Consider the following 16359-nt stretch of genomic DNA (forward strand, 5'->3'; position numbering starts at 1 on the left):
GCCGATGCTCGACTATTCCCCCACGCTGACCGAACATTTCCTGAACCCCAGGAACCGCGGCGCGCTCGACGATGCGAACGCGCTGGGCGAGGCGGGCTCTGTCCGCACCGGCGACGCGTTCCGGCTGATGCTCCGGATCGAGCGGGGCAGCATCGTGGCCGCCCGGTTCCAGACCACCGGCGGCGGCCCCGAGGTCGCGGCGGGTTCGGCGCTGACCGAATGTCTGATCGGCAAGTCGCTGGCCGAGGCGCGCACGATCACCGCGGATCATGTTGAAACCGTTCTCGGCGGGCTGCCCGACGAAGACCGTTCCGCCGCCCGTGTCGCCGCCGGGGCGCTGGATGCCGCCCTGCGCGACCATGCCCAGCCGCCGGCGTTCCGCGCCGCGCAGGGGGCCCGCACTGCCGGGCCGCTGGCGATCCAGCCGCTGCGCCCCAGTGTGCCGCGCACCCACGGCGCCGTGCCGGCCCCCGCCGACGAGACCGCCACCGTCGCCCGCGTGATCGACGAGATGCGCCCCCGCTTTCTGGCCGATGGCGGCGATGTGGAACTGGTCGACATCGTCGGGCCCCGCGTGCGCGTGGCGCTCAAGGGTGCCTGCGCGGGCTGCCAGATTGCCGGGCTGACGCTGGGCGGACTTCAGCAGCGGATCGCCGACGCGCTGGGCCGCGCGGTGCTGGTCGTGCCTGCCGCCTCGCCCGCGGGGGCGGCGCGATGACCATCGCGCCCGTCCCCGGAAGCTTTCGGCCCGACCCCGCGCCGCTGATCTGCGACACCACGCTGCGCGACGGGGAACAGGCGGCGGGCGTCGCCTTTTCGGCCGCCGAGAAGATCGCGATCGCCGCCGCGCTCGACGCTGTCGGCGTGGCCGAGATCGAGCTTGGCGTGCCCGCCATGGGCGGGACCGAGATTGCCGCGATGCGCGAGGCGGCGGCGCGGCTGACATCCGCGGCGGGCGTTGCCTGGTGCCGCCTGCGCGAGGGCGACCTGGAACTGGCTGCGCTGACCGGGCTTGCCCGCCTGCACCTGACCGTGCCCGCCTCGGACCGCCAGCTGATGGGCAAGCTGGGGCGCGACCGCGACTGGGCGCTGGCCGAGCTTGACCGGCTGGTGCGGCTTGCCGCGGGCGCGGGCTTTGCCGTTTCGGTCGGGGCCGAGGATGCCTCGCGCGCCGATGTGGGATTTCTCGCGCAGATCGCCGCGACCGCGGCCGCGGCGGGTGCGATCCGGCTCCGGCTTGCCGACACGCTCGGGCTGATGGACCCGTTCGCGGCCCACACCCTGGTCTCGATCCTGGCGCAGGGCCCGCTGCCGCTGGAATTTCACGCCCATGACGATCTGGGGCTTGCCACCGCCAACACGCTGGCGGCCGCACGCGGCGGGGCCACGCATCTGTCGGTGACGGTCAACGGGCTGGGCGAGCGTGCGGGCAATGCCGCCCTTGAACAGGTCGTTGCGGCGCTTGCGGTGCAGGGGAGGCCAAGCGCGGTCGCGCTTGACCGGCTCTGCGCGCTGTCCGAGCTTGTCGCGCGGGCGTCGAACCGTCCGCTGCCGCCCACGCGCCCGATCGTCGGCGCGCATGTCTTCAGCCATGAATCCGGCATCCATGTCGACGGCCTGATGAAGGACCCCGCGACCTACGAGGCGCCGGACCTTGCACCGGCCCGCTTTGGCCGCGCCCGCGAGATCGTGGTGGGCAAACATTCGGGCCTTGCCGCGCTGGCCGGTGCGCTGGCCGCCGCCGGTCTGCCCGCGGACGACGCCACCGCGCGGGCAGTGCTGCCACTGCTGCGTGACTGGGCCACCGCCGAGAAACGCGCGGCCACGCCCGCCGATCTGGTTCTTCTCACCGCCCGGGCCCAGGCGCAAAGCCCGCGGCCCGCGGCCGCCGATCTTGCGGAAAGGAGTCTGCCATGACCTGCAACCCCGACCAGGGCGTGCTTGCACAGATGCACGCGCTGTCCTCTGCCGAGGAGATCTTTGCCTTCCTGTCGGTTCCCTACGACCAGGCGGTGCTGAACCGCACCCGGTTGCACATCATGAAGCGGATGGGCGACTACCTTGCGAGGGTCGATCTGTCGGGGCTTGACGATGACGGGATCCTGGGCGAGGCGCGCAAGGCGCTGACGCAGGCCCATGCCGATTTCGAGAATTCCACGCCACGTGCGCAGAAGGCGTTGAAGGTCTTCGCCCAACCCCGCGGCAACGTGGTTCCGGTGGAAGGGATCCGGCTGGCGACCCGGTGATCGGTCTGCCGTGCCGGGCGCCCGGCGGGGGGACCGAAGCTCCGGGCATCGAACCCGGAGCTTCGGTGTCGGAGCCGCCGGGGGCGGCCCTCCGCGGCGGACCCGGACGGCGGAAAGGACGATATGCCGCCGTGGCGCATGGCGCGCGCGCGGGCGGGCGACTCGTGTTAGGCTGATGCCATGGAGATGAACTTCGTCCAGCGTCAGACCCAGGGTCTGGCGATGACTGCCAAGATGCAGGCCTCGCTGCGAATCCTGCAGATGAGCCATATCGACCTGACGGCGCACCTGGCCGAACAGGCGCTGGAGAACCCGTGCCTCGAAGTGACCCTGCCCGAGGCGTTGCCGCCGCTGCCCAAGGGCCTTGGCGGCGGTGCGCGCGATCCCGACTGGGATCCGGTCGCCGCGCTGGAGGGCGAGAAGCCCAGTCTTTACGCCCATGTCGGCCGCCAGATCGCGCTGGCCTTTCCGCATCCGGCGGCGCAGCGCGTGGCGCTGGCCTTCGCCGAGGCGCTGGAGCCAACGGGCTGGCTGGGGGCGTCCGTCGAGACCGTGGCGCGCGCGGCGGGCGTGCCGGTGCCGGTGGCCGAGTCGGTGCTGGCGCGGCTGCAGCAGTTCGAGCCCGCCGGGCTTTTTGCCCGGAACCTGGCGGAATGTCTGCGGTTGCAGGCGGCCGACAAGGGGCTTCTGACCTGGGAATTGTCGGTCATTCTCGACAACCTCGCGCTGCTGGCCGAGGGCCGGATCGACGACCTGGCCGAGCTGTGCGACGGCACGCCGGCGGATGTGCGCGCGGCGCTTGTCGCGATCCGGGGGCTTGATCCCAAGCCGGGGCTGGCCTTCGCGGCCCCGGACATGGCCATCCTGCCGCCCGACCTGCGCCTTGCACGGGGCAAGGATGGCTGGCAGGTCGAACTGAACCGCTCGGTCCTGCCTGCGCTGCGCGTGACCGCGGGGCCGGGGACGGCGGGCGATGCCGCGGCGCGGGCCTGGGTTTCGTCGGCGCGGTCGCGGGCGCGCTGGCTGGTGCGCGCCGTCGAACGGCGGCAGGCGACGCTGCTGCTGACGGCCGAGTTCCTGGTGCGTCACCAGACGGCGTTCCTCGAGGCCGGGCCCGCGGCGCTGCGCCCGCTCTCGACCGAAGAGGCGGCGGCGGAACTGGGCCTGCACCCCTCGACCGTCAGCCGTGCGGTCGCGCATCGGATGATCGAGACGCCGCGCGGCACGCTGCCGCTTAAGGCGTTCTTCAGCCGCGCGTTCACGCCCGGTTCGGGCGCGGACGGGCCGTCGCAGGACGCGTTGATCGCGCTGGTGGGCCGGATCGTCGCCGCCGAGGATCCGGTGCGCCCGCTGAGCGATGCCGACATCGTCCGCCGGGCCGAGGCCGAAGGCGCGCGGCTGGCCCGGCGCACGGTCGCCAAGTATAGGGACTTGCTGGGAATTCCGTCGTCCTACGACCGCCGCGGGCGGGCGGCCTAGCCTGCGGCCGCCCGGGCGGTGAACGCGGCATCCCCGGCGGCGAAGGCATCGGCGCGGGCCTGCAAGGCGGCGTGGTGGGGCGAGCGGATGCAGGTCGGATCGGTCGCCGCGGCATCGCCCACCAGCGCCATGGCCTGGCAGCGGCAGCCGCCGAAGTCGACGTTCTTGCGCTCGCAGGACGCGCAGGGCTCGGGCATCCAGTCGGTGCCGCGATAGGCGTTGAAGGCGCTTCCCTCGTACCAGATCGCGCGCAAGGGCTTGTCCTGCACCCGGTCGAAGACGAGCCCCGGAATGGTCTGCGCCGCGTGGCAGGGCAGCACCAGCCCGTCGGGCGCCACGTTGAGGCCGGTCGAGCCCCAGCCGCCCATGCATTTCTTGGGGTAATCCGAGTGGTAATCGGCGGGCACGTAGTCGATCACCAGCGTTCCCTTCAGCCGGGCGCGGGCCTCGGCCACGATGGCGTCCGCCTCGCGGGCCTGTTCGCGCGTGGGCATCAGCGCGTCGCGGCTGAGCAGCGCCCAGCCGTGGAACTGCACGGTCGCGACCTCGATCCGGCGCGCGCCCATCTCGACGGCCATCTCGATCGCGCGGGGCAACTGGTGCAGGTTCTGACGGTGCAGGACCGCGTTCAGGGTCAGTGGAAAGCCGATCTCACCGATCCAGCGGGCCACGTCCATCTTGCGCGCGAAACCGCCGCGATAGCCGCCGATCCGGTCGGCCATCTCGGCATCGGTGCCCTGGAGGCTCAGCTGGATATGGTCCAGCCCCGCCGCATCTAGGTCGTGCAACCGCTTTTCGGTCAGCCCGATCCCCGAGGTGATGAGGTTGGTGTAAAGCCCCGCCTCGCGCGCCGCCACGACAAGGTCGACAAGGTCGCGCCGGGTCACGGGTTCGCCCCCCGACAGGTGCAGTTGCAAAACCCCCAGGTCGGCCGCCTGCCGGAACAGGTCGGCCCAGGTGGCGGTGTCGAGTTCCGAGTCCTTGCGGGCAAGCTCCACCGGGTTCGAGCAATAGGGGCAGGAGAGCGGGCAGCGGTGGGTCAGTTCCGCCAGCATCGCGATGGGGGGCTGGATGGTCATTGGCGGACCTCGAGGAACCGGCGGTCGATCAGCGCGCCGAGAAAACCGCGGCTGTCCGCGGCGATCTCCTCTGGCGGTGCGGCGTATTTCGCGGCGAGGCCTTCCGTGATCTGGCCGAAACTCCGCTGCCCGTCGATCTCGGACAGGATCGCCACGCCGATCTCGTCCAGCGCCACGGTGCGCTCGGGCGCCAGCAGCACCCAGCGCTCGCGCACCCGGTCGAACTGCATCCGCACGCCGCGGGGGATCACGGGAATGTCGTCCGCGCCGATCATGATGCCTTCGCCAGCGCAAGCCCCGTGCCCGGCACCCAGGCGCCCGGCGGGATGCGGGCGGGCTCGACATAGGCGGAATAGAGCGCGTCGAGCTGCGCCCACAGGACATTTGTCTTGAAGATCAGCGCGTTCGCGGCGGCGTCCTGTTTCTCTGCCGTATCTGCATGGTCCAGCACCCAGGCCAGGCCGAAGGCCACGTCCTTGGGCGCCTCGCTCAGGCGCTTGCGGAAATAGGACATGCTGACATCGTTGGCGAAATCGTAATTCGCCAACAGCCCCTCGATCCGCTCGGCGTGGATCTTGGGCGCGAACAACTCGGTCAGCGACGACGCCACCGCCTCCAGCAGGGTCTTGTCGCGGACGAAGCGCACATAGGCATCCACCGCGAATCTCGTCGCCGGCAGGATGCCCGCCTCGGACGCCACGTAATCGGGGTCCAGCCCCACGGCTTCCGCCAGTTTTAGCCAGCGCGCGATGCCGCCCTCGTTCTCGGCGGTGCCGTCATGGTCCTCGATGCGCGAGCGCCAGGCGCGGCGCAGTTTCGGGTCCTCGACGCGGGACATGAAGGCCGCGTCCTTCATCGGGATGCGCGACTGGTAGTAATAGCGGTTGATGACCCAGGCCCGGACCTGGTCGGGCGTGCAGCGCCCGCCGTGCAGCAGGTGGTGGAACGGGTGCTTGTCGTGGTAGCGCTCGTCGCCGATCCGGCGCAGGCGCGCCTCGAACTCGTCGCGGGTCTGGGTCATGGCGTGATCTCCATTCCGTCCTGTCCGATGATCCACCCGGCCGCCTCGGCCTCGGCCCGTTCGGGGCTTGCCGGGTTCAGCACCGGGTTGGTGTTGTTCATGTGCACATAGACCTTGCGGCCAACGTTCAGGCCCGCGAAGGCCGCGATCGACCCATCCGGCCCGCTCATCGAGATATGGCCCATGCGCTTGCCGGTCTTTTCCCCCAACCCCGCGCGCACCATCTCGTCGTCCTGCCAGAGCGTGCCGTCGAAGAACACCAGCGGCGCACCGTCAAGCCGCGCGCGGAGGTCGTCGTTCAGCATCGCGCAGCCGGGGATATAGAACGCCGACCCGCCCCCGCCCGAGAGGTGGACGCCCACGGTCTGTTCGCCGACCAGATCGGTCTCGACCGTGTCGCCCTCCAGGTACAGCGGCACCTTGCCGGGGACGGGGAACAGGTCCGCCCAGAGGCCGGGGGCCAGTCTGAAGGGAACGCCCAGGGCCACCGTCTGGCGCGTCACGACCTGCGGGTTGAGGGCCGCGAAGATCGGGTTCTGCGCCAGAACCTCGTGGATGCCGGCGGTGGCGAACAGGGTAAAGGACTGCATCTCGCGCAGCGTGAGCAGGCCCGCCACATGGTCGATGTCGCCGTTGGTCACAAGGACGGACCGCAGCGGCACCTCGCGCAGGCCGGTGGGGTGTAGCGCCGCGCAGTCGTTCAGCTGGTGCCGTATGTCGGGCGAGGCGTTCAAAATCGCCCAATCCTGACCGTTCGCGGTGACCGCGAGCGAGGATTGTGTCTGCGACGGGATCCGGCCGGCGCGGGCGAGGGTGCAATTCTCGCAGCCGCAGTTCCATTGCGGAAGGCCGCCGCCGGCGCCAGCGCCCAGGATGTGCGCGCGGAATCCCATTCTGGCCTCCGCGCGCCCGGCGATCAGAACAGGACGCCGTGATCGTCGCTGTCGGGGCCGTACATGTTGATTTCCATGCCGCACTCGATTTCGCGGACGATCGGTTTCTTCCAAGCCATGGTCTTTTCTCCCTAAGGTTCCCGAAGGATGCGGGAAGGATCGGCAACGCGGGTCCGCGAGTCAAAAGAATTGTTCTAAGAAATTCTAAAAAACGCTATTGGGCAAAGGTTTAGCCTTCGTCCGAAACGAGGGGCTCCAGCACGAAGCCGCGGTTTCGCAGCGTTCTCAGTTCGAATCCGAACTCTCGGGTGGGCGCGAGCTTGCGCCGCAGATAGCCGATATAGACGTCGACCACGTTCTCGGAACTGGTGCCCTCGCGGGCCCACAGCCGCTCGAACAGGTCGGCGCGCGACAGCACCTCGCCGCGATGGGTCCACAACAATTCGAACAGCGCGAATTCGCGCTCGGTCAGCGTGACGCTGCCGGCCGGGCCAAGCACGGTGCGGGTGGCGGGCTCCAGCCGCGGGGCGGGGGCCGGGTCGGGCCGTCGGGCGCGGCGTTCCTGGACCTTGAGCCGCGTCACCAGTTCGTCGAAGGCAAAGGGCTTGGCGATGTAGTCGTCCGCGCCCGCGTCCAGCCCGCCCGCGCGATCCTCGACCTCGGACAGCGCGCTCAGCATCAGGATCGGGGTGCGGTTGCCCTCGGCGCGGATCTCGCGGACCAGGTCGATGCCGCTGTCGGGGCCGATCATCACGTCGACTATGGCGGCGCACAGCCGTTCCTTGTGGAAAAGCGCTCGCGCCTCGGCGGCGCGGTGCGCGCGGATCGTGCGATAGCCGTGCAGCGCCAGCCCGCGGGCCAGTGCCGCGGTGATCTCGGGGTCGTCGTCGACGATCAGGACGGTGTCTCCGGCCTCGGTCATCTCGGGGCGTCACTCCTCCATCAGGGGCAGGCGCAGCGCAACAAGCGTGCCCTGGGCGTCGCCAAGCCGCGCCGCCCAGGGCACCGGGCTTTCCAGCGCGATCGCGCCGCCCATCTGTTCCACCAGCCATTTCGCCAGCGCAAGCCCGATGCCGAATCCCGCCGGGCGCGGACCCGCCGCCCCGCGGTGGAACCGGGCAAAGACGCGGCCGACCTCGTCCGGCGGCACGCCGGGGCCGTTGTCGATCACGCGCACGACGCCCAGTTCCCCCTCGGCGGCGACGCTGACCGCCAGCCGCTCCCCCGCCGCGGCATGGCGTACCGCGTTCTGCACCAGCCCCGCGATCACCTGCCGCAGCCAGTCGGAATCGCCCCAGACCCGCAGGCCGGGGGCGGCGTCGACCGCGATCGCCAGTCCGGCGGTGTCGATCTCGGGCCGGATGTCGGCCACCGCCTCGGCGGCCAGGCGGCCCAGATCGCAGGGTTCGCGCGCCAGTTCGATCCGCCCGCTTTCGGACCGCGCCACGCGCAGCATGTCGTCGATCCGCCGGTTCAGGCGCTGGGCGCGGGCGCGGATCGTCTCGAAGCCTGCGCGTGGATCGCCCGCGCCCTTCATCCCCAGTTCGGACTCGAGCATGATAACCGTCAGCGGCGTGCGCAACTCATGCCCGATATCTGCGAAGAATCGGCGCCGTTCCTCGTCGGTGCGGGCCAGCGCGGCGTTTGCCGCGCGCAGCGCCTCGGTGCGTTCGGCGATGGTGTCGTTCAACCGCGCCCATTCGCGTTCCACCTCGGCGCGTCGCTCCGCCAGTGCCCGGGCGGCCCGGTTCGTCTCGGCGAACAGCCGGCCGATCTCGTCGTCATGTCCTTCGGGCAGCACCACATCGAACTCTTCGCGCCCGATCCGTTGCGCGGCCTGGCGGGCCAGGTCAAGCCGGCCAAGCTGTGGGCGCACCAGGCCGAAATGGAACGCCCCGAACATCCCCGCCGCCAGCGCCGAGACGCCCAGCGCCATCAGCGTCAGCCGGCGGCGCAACTCTACGATGCTGGCGAGGATGCCGTCGCGGATGCGCATCTCGTCGCCAAGGGCGGTGTTCAGCAGGGAATCCACCGTCTGCGAGAAACCCGCGAGATAGGCGCGCGCCTCGTCCTCGCCGGTCCGCCCCGACAGCAGCCCGTCGCGCGCCGAGGTGAACAGCGCCTCCATCCGGGCAATGGCGATGCTTTGCGTGGCGCGGCGCGACTGTTCGTCCAGATCCTCGGCACGGGCCTGGGCCACCGCCGCCTCGAGGTCGGCGCGCATCGCTGCAAAGGTGCGTTCCAGCCCGCGTGTCGCCGGCTCCATCCGCGCTGCGCGATCGGCTGGGGTGCGGCCGGTCCGGACCGCCTCGGCCGAGATCACGATAAAGGCCGAGATCTGGGTGGACAGCACCGAATACCGCGCGATGCGGCGTTCCGCGTTCAGCGACTCCTCGATATGTTCCGAAACCTGCCACATGCCGGAAAGCGTCAGCGCGCCGGACAGGATCGCGACAAGCCCGATCAGCCCCGCGCCGAGCGCGAGCCGCGCCTTCAGCGTGGCGAAGACGGGCCCCGAGGGCCCGGCGGCGCTTGCATCGTTCCGGTCCAAGACCTTTCCTCCCCAAGGGCGATCTTAAGGGGCAAAGCGGGCAGCGGCTGCAAGACCAAAGGCGCGATTGACAGTCCGGGCCCGGCGCTGGCGGGCGCCTGTCGCAGCGCGCCGCGATCCTGTGACAGTCCGTCGGGCGCCCGGGCGGGCCGCGTCGTGAAAACGTCACGTCAGGCGCTTAAGCGATTGATCCCGCAGCTCGTCGCCCGCTACTCTGTCGGCGACACGGAAACGGTCCAACAAGAATTCGGAGGATTGATCATGAAATCGGGAATCTCGCCGGCCGCACTGTTGTGCGGACTCGTTGCCGCCGGCCCGGTCGCGGCCCAGACCGAGATCGAGTTCTGGCACGCCTTCACCGGGCGGCTGGGCGAACTGGTCGATGCGCAGGTGGCGGAGTTCAACGCCAGCCAGTCCGACTACATCGTGACCGCCAGCCACAAGGGCAACTATTCCGAGACGCTGAACGCCGGGATCGCGGCCTTCCGCGCGGGCGAACAGCCCGACATCCTGATGGTGTTCGAGGTCGGCACCGCGACGATGATGGCCGCCAAGGGCGCGATCAGGCCGGTTCACGAAGTGATGGCCGAGGCGGGCGCCGACTTCGACCCGGATGCCTTCATCGGTTCGGTCAAGGGGTACTACACGACGACCGACGGGCAGATGCTGTCGCTGCCGTTCAACTCGTCCACCCCGGTGCTCTGGGTCAACCGCGACGCGCTGAGTGCCGCGGGCATCGACCCGGACACCGATCTTTCCACCTGGCAGCAGGTGGGTGCCGTGCTCGACCAGCTCAAGGCGGCCGGCAGCACCTGCCCGCTGACCACCGCTTGGCAGAGCTGGATCCACCTGGAAAACCTCTCGGCCTATCACGACGTGCCCTTCGCCACGCAGGAGAACGGCTTTGCCGGGCTCGACACCGAACTGGCATTCAATGCGCCCTTGCAGGTCCAGCACATCCAGGCGATGGGCGACTGGGCCCGCGACGGCAAGTTCATCTATGCCGGCCGCCGCAACGAGGGCGGCGCCAACTTCCGCGCCGGGGAATGTGCGCTCTTCACCGAAAGCTCGGCGGGCTACGCGGGCATCAAGTCCGAGGCGCAGTTCGCCTTCGAGGTGCGCCCGCTGCCCTACTGGGAGGGCGTCGAGGGCGCGCCGCAGAACACCATCATCGGCGGCGCCTCGTTGTGGGTCATGGCGGGCCAGACGGCCAAGGAATACAAGGGCGTCGCGTCCTTCCTGAACTTCCTGTCCAGCCCCGAGATCCAGGCCAGGTGGCACCAGGACACGGGCTATCTGCCGATCACCTCGGCCGCAGGCGACCTGACCCGCGAACAGGGTTTCTATGACGCCAACCCCGGCACCGACATCGCGGTCAGGCAGATGACCGCGAAAGAGCCCACGGCCAATTCCAAGGGGCTGCGCCTCGGGTCGTTCGACCAGATCCGCACCATCATCGACGAGGAACTGGAGGGGGTCTGGACCGGTGACAAGACGGCCGAGGCGGCGCTGAACAGCGCGGTGGAGCGGGGCAACCAGTTGCTGCGCCGCTTCGAACAGGCCAACCGGTAAGCTTTTCGCGCCCCGGCTCGGTGCCGGGGCGCATCCCCGCCATGGAAAAGCGCGTCCGCTTCAAGGGTATCTGGCTGCCGCTGCTGCTGGTCTTGCCGCAGATCGTCATTACCGCCGTGTTCTTCTTCTACCCGGCGGGGCAGGCGATCTGGCAGTCGCTGTTCATCCCCGACCCTTTCGGGCTGTCGAAACAGTTCGTTGGGCTGGGTAATTTCGAGTTCCTGCTGTCCGACCGCTATTACCGCGCCTCGTTCATCACGACCGCGGTCTTTTCCACGCTGGTCACCGTGGTCTCGATGGGCGTGGCGCTATGGCTTGCCGTCCTGGCCGACCGGTTGATCAAGGGCTCGGGCACCTACCGCACCCTTCTGATCTGGCCCTACGCCGTCGCGCCTGCCGTCGCGGGCGTTCTGTGGCTCTTCATGTTCAACACCCGCGTGGGCGTGGTGACGTGGTACCTGGGTCTTCTGGGCTATGACTGGAATCACGTCCTGAACGGGGAAGAGGCGATGGGCCTTGTCGTCATTGCCTCGGCCTGGGGGCGGATCAGCTACAACTTCCTGTTCTTCCTCGCCGGGCTGCAAGCCATCCCGCGCAGCGTCATCGAGGCCGCCGCCATCGACGGCGCGGCGTTCTGGACGCGCTTTCGCACCATCGTCTTTCCGCTGCTGTCGCCCACGACCTTCTTCCTGCTGGTCGTCAACATCGTCTATGCCTTCTTCGAGACCTTCGGCGTGATCCACACGATCACCTCGGGCGGGCCGCAGCAGGCGACCACGATCTTGGTCTACAAGGTCTATGCCGACGGCTTCGTGGGGCAGGATCTGGGGTCCTCGGCGGCGCAATCGGTGATCCTGCTGGTCGTCGTGTCGATCCTGACCATCGTCCAGTTCAGGTATATCGAACGGCGGGTGCATTACTGATGGCGGACCGGGGCGGCATGGTCGAACGGCGCGGCGCGGGGCTGTGGCTGACCCATCTGGGCCTGATAGCGGGCGTTCTCTTCATCTTCTTCCCGATCTGGCTGGCCTTCGTCGCCTCGACCGTCACCCAGCCTGAAATCGTCCGCCCGCCCATGCCGCTGCTGCCCGGCGACCAGTTCTTCGCGAACTACCGCAAGGCGCTGGTCTCGGGTGTCAACGCCCCCGTCGCGCTGATGCTGCTCAATTCGGGCGTGATGGCGATCGGCATCGCTGTGGGCAAGATCGTCATCTCGCTGCTGTCGGCCTTTGCCATCGTCTATTTCCGTTTCCCGGGGCGACAGATTTTCTTCTGGCTGATCTTCCTCACCCTGATGCTGCCGGTCGAGGTGCGCATCGTGCCCACCTACGAGGTGGTGGCGGGCTTCGGCATGCTCAACAGCTATTCCGGCCTGATCCTGCCGCTGATCGCGTCGGCCACCGCCACCTTCCTGTTCCGCCAGTTCTTCATGACGGTGCCCGATGAACTCGCCGAGGCCGCCCGCGTCGACGGCGCCCGCCCGATGCAATTCTTCCGGGACATCCTCCTGCCGATGAGCCGCACGAACATTGCGGCGCTGTTCGTGATTCTCTTCATCTATGGCTGGAACCAGTATCTCTGGCCGCTGCTGATCACGACCGACCCCTCGATGAATACCATCGTGATGGGCATCAAGCAGATGTTCCCCAGTGGCGACGACGTGGCCGACTGGCCGGTGATCATGGCAACCTCGATCCTGGCGATGCTGCCGCCCGTGGTGGTGGTGATCGCCATGCAGCGGCTGTTCATCCGCGGGCTAGTGGAAAGCGAGAAATAGATGGCGACGGTCAGCCTGGACGGCGTGCGGAAGAGTTTCGGCAAGACCCCGGTGATCCACGGTGTGGACATCGACATCGCGGACGGCGAGTTCATCGTGATCGTCGGGCCCTCGGGCTGCGGGAAATCCACGCTTCTGCGCATGGTGGCGGGGCTGGAAACCGTGACCGACGGAGAGGTGCGGATCGACGGTGAACGGGTGAACGACAAGGAACCCATGGACCGCGACATCGCCATGGTGTTCCAGAACTACGCGCTTTACCCGCACATGTCGGTCTTCGACAACATGGCTTACGGGCTGAAGATCGCGAAGACGCCGAAACCCGAGATCGAGGAGCGGGTCCGGACCGCCGCGACAATGCTGCAACTCGACCCCTACCTGGCGCGCAAGCCGCGCGAGCTGTCGGGCGGTCAGCGCCAGCGCGTCGCCATGGGCCGCGCCATCGTGCGCAAACCGGCGGTGTTCCTGTTCGACGAGCCGCTCTCGAACCTCGACGCCAAGCTGCGCGTCCAGATGCGGCTGGAGATCAAGCAGTTGCAGCGGCAGCTCGGCATCACGGCGCTTTACGTCACCCATGACCAGGTCGAGGCGATGACGCTGGCCGACCGGATGGTGGTGATGAACGCAGGACGCGCCGACCAGATCGGCGCGCCGCTGCAGGTCTATGCCGATCCGCGGACCGAGTTCGTGGCGGGCTTCATCGGCTCGCCGCCCACGAATTTCATCGACCCCGCCGCATTGGGCGGGCAGGGCGCGCGGATGGGGATAAGGCCCGAACACCTGGCGCTGTGCCCGCTGCCCGAGGCGCGCGTCGCCGCTAGGGTTCTGGACGCCGAACCCCTGGGCGCCGAGACGCTGATCCACACCCGCCTGCCCTCGGGCTGCCTGGTCACCGTCCGGCAGGACGGCGCGGCGCCGATCCCCGATGCGGGGGCCGAGGTGGGGCTGTCCTGGCGGGCGGGTGACGAGATGCGGTTCGACGCCGGGGGCCGGCGGCTTTGACCTGACGCACCGGAACGGGTTTTCTTTGCCGCGCCGATGGGGTTCATTAAGGCGCCAGAGAGGATCCCGATGACGCCAGAGGCGCGCCCAACGACCCACGATGCCGAGGACGACCCGCGCAACCGGGACATCCTGATCTACGTGAACGGCGCACTGGTGCCGCGCGACCGGGCCGTGGTGTCGGTCTACGATTCGGGCTTTCTGCTGGGCGACGGCATGTGGGAGGGGATGCGCCTGCACAACGGCAAGTGGGCCTTCTTCGACGCGCACATGGACCGGCTGTTCGACAGCTGCCGCGCGGTCAGCCTCGATATCGGGATGGACCGGCAGGGGATCCTCGACGCGCTGACCATGACGGCCCGCGCCAACGGCATGACCGACGACGTCCATTGCCGGCTGATGGTGACGCGCGGTGTGAAGGTGCGGCCCTTCCAGCACCCGTCGCTGTCGCGCTCGGGGCCGACGCTGGTCATCATCATGGAACATTCGAAACCGGCCGACGCGCTGGCCGTCCGCGGCATCCGGCTGGCCACCGTGCCCCAGGTGCGCGGCCTGCCGATGAGCCAGGACGCGAAATACAACAGCCATTCCAAGCTGAACTGCGTGATCGCCTGCCTGCAGGCCGAACAGGCCGGTGCCGACGAGGCGCTGATGCTGGACCCGCATGGCTTCGTGAACACCACCAACGCCTGCAACTTCTTCATCGTGCGCCGGGGCGAGGTGTGGACCTCGACCGGCGACTATTGCATGAACGGGGTGACCCGGGCCAAGGTGATCGAGATCTGCCGCCGCGAGGGGATCCCGGTGTTCGAGCGGAACTTCACTCTTGTCGACGCCTATGCCGCCGACGAGGCCTTTCTGACGGGCACCTTCGGCGCGCAGACGCCTGTCGCGCAGATCGACGGCAAACCCATCGGCGACAATGGCGGGCGTGGTCCCGTGATGGACCGGATCGCCGCCCGCTACCGCGACCTCGTGCGGGAGAACACCGCATGAGCGCGCCCGAGCCAATTCCGGGCCCCACGCGTCGGGGCGCCGCACCGGGCCGAGGCCCGGTCCCAACCACAAGACGCGACCGAGGCCGCGAGCGGCCAAGAACAGGCACCCCCATCAAGATCCAAAGGGAGATCACGATGAAACTGAGAAATCTGATGGCCACGGCCGGCGTGCTGGCGCTGGTGGGCACCGGCGCGGCAATGGCGCAGACCCTCGTCTATTGCTCCGAGGGCTCGCCCGAGGGCTTTGACCCGGCGCTCTACACGGCCGGTACCACCTTCGATGCGTCCTCGCACCCGGTCTACAACCGGTTGATGGAATTCGAGACCGGCACCACCAATGTCGTTCCCGGCCTTGCCGAAAGCGTCGAGGTGTCCGAGGACGGGCTGGAATACACCTTCAAGCTGCGCGAGGGGGTCAAGTTCCACGCGAATGACAGCTTCACGCCCACGCGCGACTTCAACGCCGACGACGTGATCTTCACGTTCGAGCGGCAGTGGAAGGCGGACAACCCCTACAACCAGGTTTCGGGCGGCACCTGGGAATACTTCAACGGCATGTCGATGCCCGATCTGATCAAGTCGATCGAGAAGGTCGACGACACCACGGTGAAATTCGTGCTGAACCGCCCCGAGGCGCCCTTCATCGCCAACATGGCGATGGATTTCGCCTCGATCCAGTCGAAGGAATATGCCGACGCGATGCTTGAGGCCGGCACGCCCGAGATGCTGAACCAGAAGCCCGTCGGCACAGGCCCCTTCACGTTCGTTGCCTACCAGAAGGACGCGGTGATCCGCTATGCGAAGAACCCCGACTACTGGAAGGAAGGGCTGCCCAAGGTCGACAATCTGGTCTTCGCGATCACGCCCGACGCAAGCGTGCGCTATCAGAAGCTGAAGGCCGGCGAATGTCACGTCATGCCTTATCCGAACCCCGCCGACGTCCAGGCGATGAAGGACGATCCCGAGATCAACGTCCTGCAGCAGGAAGGGCTGAACGTGGGCTATCTGGCCTATAACAGCCAGATGCCGCCCTTCGACAATCCGAAGGTGCGCAAGGCCCTGAACATGGCGATCGACAAGCAGGCGATCATCGACGTGGTGTTCCAGGGCTCGGGCCAGATCGCCAAGAACCCGATCCCGCCGACCATGTGGTCCTATAACGAGGCCGTCGAGGACGATGCCTACGATCCCGAGGCGGCCAAGGCCATGCTGGCCGAGGAAGGCGTCACCGACCTGTCGATGAAGGTCTGGGCGATGCCGGTGCAACGGCCCTACAACCCCAACGCGCGGCGGATGGCGGAACTGATCCAGGCGGATTTCGCCGAAATCGGTGTCGGTGTCGAGATCGTGTCCTATGAATGGGGCGAGTATCTGGAACGCTCGTCGGCGGTGGACCGCGACGGCGCGGTGCTGCTGGGCTGGACCGGCGACAACGGCGACCCGGACAACTTCCTCGCCGTGCTGCTGGGCTGCGACGGGGTGGGCGGATCGAACCGCGCGCAATGGTGCCACCAGCCCTTCGAGGACGTGATCCAGAAGGCCAAGGTCACCGCCGACGTGGCCGAGCGTACCGCGCTTTACGAAGAGGCGCAGGTCATCTTCAAGGACCAGGCGCCTTGGGCAACGATCGCCCATTCGGTCGTGTTCATGCCGGTGCGCCCCGAGGTCGAGGGCTACAAGGTGCACCCGCTGGGCGGACACATCTTCACCGAGGTCGGCCTGGCCGAGTGACGGCCTGACA

At 68.4% G+C, this 16359-nt stretch carries 17 protein-coding genes; 10 read left to right on the forward strand and 7 right to left on the reverse strand.

From position 1 onward, the window contains the following. The first annotated feature begins 4 nt into the window (after positions 1-4). From EV655_RS09975 to rpoN, 4 genes are all read left to right on the forward strand, one after another. A complete protein-coding gene (locus tag EV655_RS09975) occupies positions 5-718 on the forward strand; it encodes an iron-sulfur cluster assembly scaffold protein (protein ID WP_132544368.1) in 714 nt (237 codons plus the stop codon). Then, complete coding sequence (gene nifV, locus EV655_RS09980; protein ID WP_132544370.1) at positions 715-1917, forward strand: homocitrate synthase; 1203 nt, start codon at positions 715-717, stop codon at positions 1915-1917. The genes EV655_RS09975 and nifV overlap by 4 nt, the downstream gene beginning before the upstream one ends. After that, positions 1914-2246: a nitrogenase-stabilizing/protective protein NifW gene (gene nifW, locus EV655_RS09985; RefSeq protein WP_132544372.1), complete on the forward strand. Its 333-nt coding sequence runs from the start codon at positions 1914-1916 to the stop codon at positions 2244-2246. The genes nifV and nifW overlap by 4 nt, the downstream gene beginning before the upstream one ends. Before the next feature lie 186 nt (positions 2247-2432). Continuing rightward, on the forward strand, positions 2433-3725 hold the full coding sequence (rpoN, locus tag EV655_RS09990) for an RNA polymerase factor sigma-54 (protein ID WP_243645047.1): 1293 nt from the start codon (positions 2433-2435) through the stop codon (positions 3723-3725). Here rpoN and pqqE read toward each other — a convergent pair. The 7 genes from pqqE to EV655_RS10025 all read right to left on the reverse strand — a co-directional run bounded on the left by pqqE (position 3722) and on the right by EV655_RS10025 (position 9269). After that, complete coding sequence (gene pqqE, locus EV655_RS09995; RefSeq protein WP_132544376.1) at positions 3722-4804, reverse strand: pyrroloquinoline quinone biosynthesis protein PqqE; 1083 nt, start codon at positions 4802-4804, stop codon at positions 3722-3724. The two genes, rpoN and pqqE, sit on opposite strands and share 4 nt — an antisense overlap. Then, the gene (gene pqqD, locus EV655_RS10000) at positions 4801-5079 is read right to left on the reverse strand and encodes a pyrroloquinoline quinone biosynthesis peptide chaperone PqqD (protein ID WP_132544378.1); all 279 of its coding nucleotides are present in this window, start codon (positions 5077-5079) and stop codon (positions 4801-4803) included. Before pqqD ends, pqqE begins: the two co-directional genes overlap by 4 nt. Next, entirely contained in the window at positions 5076-5825 is a 750-nt protein-coding gene (gene pqqC, locus EV655_RS10005) for a pyrroloquinoline-quinone synthase PqqC (protein ID WP_132544380.1), read from the reverse strand. Before pqqC ends, pqqD begins: the two co-directional genes overlap by 4 nt. After that, positions 5822-6718 carry a pyrroloquinoline quinone biosynthesis protein PqqB gene (gene pqqB, locus EV655_RS10010; protein WP_132544382.1) on the reverse strand — a complete coding sequence of 299 codons (897 nt, stop codon included), beginning with the start codon at positions 6716-6718 and terminating at the stop codon, positions 5822-5824. Before pqqB ends, pqqC begins: the two co-directional genes overlap by 4 nt. Before the next feature lie 23 nt (positions 6719-6741). After that, positions 6742-6837 (reverse strand): pyrroloquinoline quinone precursor peptide PqqA, encoded by a 96-nt coding sequence (gene pqqA, locus EV655_RS10015; RefSeq protein ID WP_132461154.1) that lies wholly within the window; start codon positions 6835-6837, stop codon positions 6742-6744. A 110-nt stretch (positions 6838-6947) separates the two neighbouring features. Continuing rightward, complete coding sequence (locus EV655_RS10020) at positions 6948-7640, reverse strand: response regulator transcription factor (RefSeq protein WP_132544384.1); 693 nt, start codon at positions 7638-7640, stop codon at positions 6948-6950. A 9-nt stretch (positions 7641-7649) separates the two neighbouring features. Next, positions 7650-9269: a sensor histidine kinase gene (locus tag EV655_RS10025; protein ID WP_132544386.1), complete on the reverse strand. Its 1620-nt coding sequence runs from the start codon at positions 9267-9269 to the stop codon at positions 7650-7652. A gap of 261 nt (positions 9270-9530) precedes the next feature. On the opposite strand from EV655_RS10025, the gene ugpB reads away from it, so the two are divergent. The 6 genes from ugpB (at position 9531) to EV655_RS10055 (ending at position 16349) form a co-directional block, all read left to right on the forward strand. Next, positions 9531-10841: a sn-glycerol-3-phosphate ABC transporter substrate-binding protein UgpB gene (gene ugpB, locus EV655_RS10030; RefSeq protein ID WP_132544389.1), complete on the forward strand. Its 1311-nt coding sequence runs from the start codon at positions 9531-9533 to the stop codon at positions 10839-10841. A gap of 41 nt (positions 10842-10882) precedes the next feature. Next, complete coding sequence (ugpA, locus tag EV655_RS10035; RefSeq protein ID WP_132544392.1) at positions 10883-11764, forward strand: sn-glycerol-3-phosphate ABC transporter permease UgpA; 882 nt, start codon at positions 10883-10885, stop codon at positions 11762-11764. A gap of 17 nt (positions 11765-11781) precedes the next feature. Next, positions 11782-12618 carry a sn-glycerol-3-phosphate ABC transporter permease UgpE gene (gene ugpE, locus EV655_RS10040; protein ID WP_132544609.1) on the forward strand — a complete coding sequence of 279 codons (837 nt, stop codon included), beginning with the start codon at positions 11782-11784 and terminating at the stop codon, positions 12616-12618. After that, positions 12619-13620: an ABC transporter ATP-binding protein gene (locus EV655_RS10045; RefSeq protein ID WP_132544394.1), complete on the forward strand. Its 1002-nt coding sequence runs from the start codon at positions 12619-12621 to the stop codon at positions 13618-13620. It abuts the gene before it with no gap. Positions 13621-13689: 69 nt separating this feature from the next. Continuing rightward, positions 13690-14616 carry an aminotransferase class IV gene (locus EV655_RS10050; protein ID WP_132544397.1) on the forward strand — a complete coding sequence of 309 codons (927 nt, stop codon included), beginning with the start codon at positions 13690-13692 and terminating at the stop codon, positions 14614-14616. A gap of 137 nt (positions 14617-14753) precedes the next feature. After that, positions 14754-16349, forward strand: coding sequence for an ABC transporter substrate-binding protein (locus tag EV655_RS10055; RefSeq protein ID WP_132544399.1), 1596 nt, complete (start codon positions 14754-14756; stop codon positions 16347-16349). Positions 16350-16359: the final 10 nt, after the last annotated feature.

This window comes from Rhodovulum euryhalinum (assembly GCF_004342445.1).
GTDB classification, from domain to species: Bacteria; Pseudomonadota; Alphaproteobacteria; order Rhodobacterales; family Rhodobacteraceae; genus Rhodovulum; species Rhodovulum euryhalinum.